This is a genomic window from Pseudomonas sp. P4_C3 (assembly GCF_056402075.1).
Map to the genome: position 1 here is coordinate 1 of NZ_JBFUIC010000573.1, position 1,652 is coordinate 1,652.

The 1,652-nt window shown below is 53.6% G+C and carries 3 protein-coding genes; 1 reads left to right on the plus strand and 2 read right to left on the minus strand.

Features of this window, described 5'->3' with window-relative positions; translation table 11 throughout:
- Together AC1DVH_RS30775 and AC1DVH_RS30780 are read right to left on the minus strand one after the other, a co-directional pair.
- On the minus strand, window positions 1-311 hold a 311-nt coding region (locus AC1DVH_RS30775), incomplete at its 3' end, for a Chromate resistance protein ChrB (protein WP_477756968.1).
- Window positions 312-553: 242 nt separating this feature from the next.
- Window positions 554-784 (minus strand): hypothetical protein, encoded by a 231-nt coding sequence (locus AC1DVH_RS30780; RefSeq protein ID WP_046043128.1) that lies wholly within the window; start codon window positions 782-784, stop codon window positions 554-556.
- A 175-nt stretch (window positions 785-959) separates the two neighbouring features.
- On the opposite strand from AC1DVH_RS30780, the gene AC1DVH_RS30785 reads away from it, so the two are divergent.
- Window positions 960-1,652 (plus strand): SulP family inorganic anion transporter (locus AC1DVH_RS30785; RefSeq protein WP_477756969.1); only part of this gene is annotated, 693 nt, incomplete at its 3' end.

Genomic DNA, 1,652 nt, shown 5'->3' on the forward strand with positions numbered 1-1,652 from the left:
GGATAGAGCTGCCCACGGCATTCTTCGAACTCTGCGTGTAGCTTGCCGTAGTCCTCGCTGCGGTCGAACAACCCGACAAAACGCTCACCGTCAGGATCCATGACAGGCAGGATAAATGCGGTGCCATTGATGGCCAGGATGTCCCGTTCGACAGCTGCGAGCGCTTCACGACAGACACCGGTATCAGGCAGCAGATAGGCACCATCACGCAGAACCGCTGCACCAGCAGCTTTCAGTGCACGCCAAGCGCGCATGCGCTCGGTGGCATTCGCTGTCGGTAAGCCAAGAATCAACGCTAGCCAGTTTAACATGTAGAGTTCGCTAGTTTTTTGTAGTGATGTTTACAGTAGCGCTGATTCGGGCGGTCGAAAAGCCCCCTTCATGACGTAATGCTGTTCAGTTAAGCGAATGTGGTCCTCTGTAGGAGCAAGCTCGCTCCTACAATTTCCTTGACTGAACAGCATTGCCTTCATGACGGAAATTTTGGCGAATTGGCTTGAGACGGGAGTAAGCAGGGTGTGCGATATGGGCACTACCAGAAAGGCATTGATTTTTAGAAATGGATTTCAGCGGTCTTGAGGCCCAAGTCTCGAAGCTCGGCGATCAGGTCATCCAGATGCCCGAAAGACTCCACTTCCTCGTTGTCATCAACCAGGAAATAACTTCTCCCGGCGTCCTTCTTGAAGAACACGATCCACTCCTTGGGGTTGGTCGGATTCGCGATCACATGGGTGTCAAAGGTCACGCCTTCGGCGTGTTTGCTTTTCACAGTTTTACGATTCATGTCAGTCACCACGCTACGCGCGCTCTCAAGATTCTCTATTTGCAGTGCATGCCCGCCCAGCTCCATCTGAACTTTCACTATAAACATCTCCAGCCGCACGAAGCGGTGGATCAAGGGCATTTCAATTATCACTGTATGTTAATATTATGCACATGCATCCACTGAGGAGCTAGCCATGATTGCAATAGGTGAGGCATGGAAGGCGGGGTTGTTGGGGCGAGAGCATTGGCTCCGCAATTTGGTGTCTGGCGTGATCGTCGGGGTCGTGGCGCTCCCCCTTGCAATGGCGTTTGCCATTGCATCTGGCGTCAAACCTGAGCAAGGCATCTACACCGCAATCATCGGTGGTCTGCTGGTTTCACTCTTTGGCGGAAGCCGCTTGCAGATTGCCGGGCCGACAGGTGCGTTCATCGTGATTCTGGCGGGGGTCACGGCCAAGCATGGTGTTGACGGTCTGCAAATCGCCACGATGATGGCGGGGGTCATGTTGTTATTGCTGGGGATGGCCCGCCTCGGTGCAATCATCAAGTTTATCCCTGACCCGGTGATAGTCGGATTCACTGCGGGCATCGGCGTGATCATCTGGGTCGGACAGTGGAAAGACTTTTTCGGTTTACCGAAGATCAGTGGAGAGCATTTCCATGAAAAGATCTGGCATTTGCTCCAGGCGCTCCCGGATCTTCACATGGCCACGACCCTGCTGGCGGTACTTAGTCTTTTGCTGGTCACAACCGCGTCCAGAATTCCCGGACTCAAACGGGTACCTGGCCCATTAGTCGCAATGGCAGTAGCTACAGCGATACAGTCAACCTTTCATTTCGAGGGGGTAGCCACGATTGGCAGTGCATTTGGGGGCATACCTCAAGGC

What these genes read in the sequence shown, in the direction of transcription:
- AC1DVH_RS30780 (WP_046043128.1), bottom strand. Translation starts at nt 784, where the DNA reads ATGAATCGTAAAACTGTGAAAAGCAAACACGCCGAAGGCGTGACCTTT.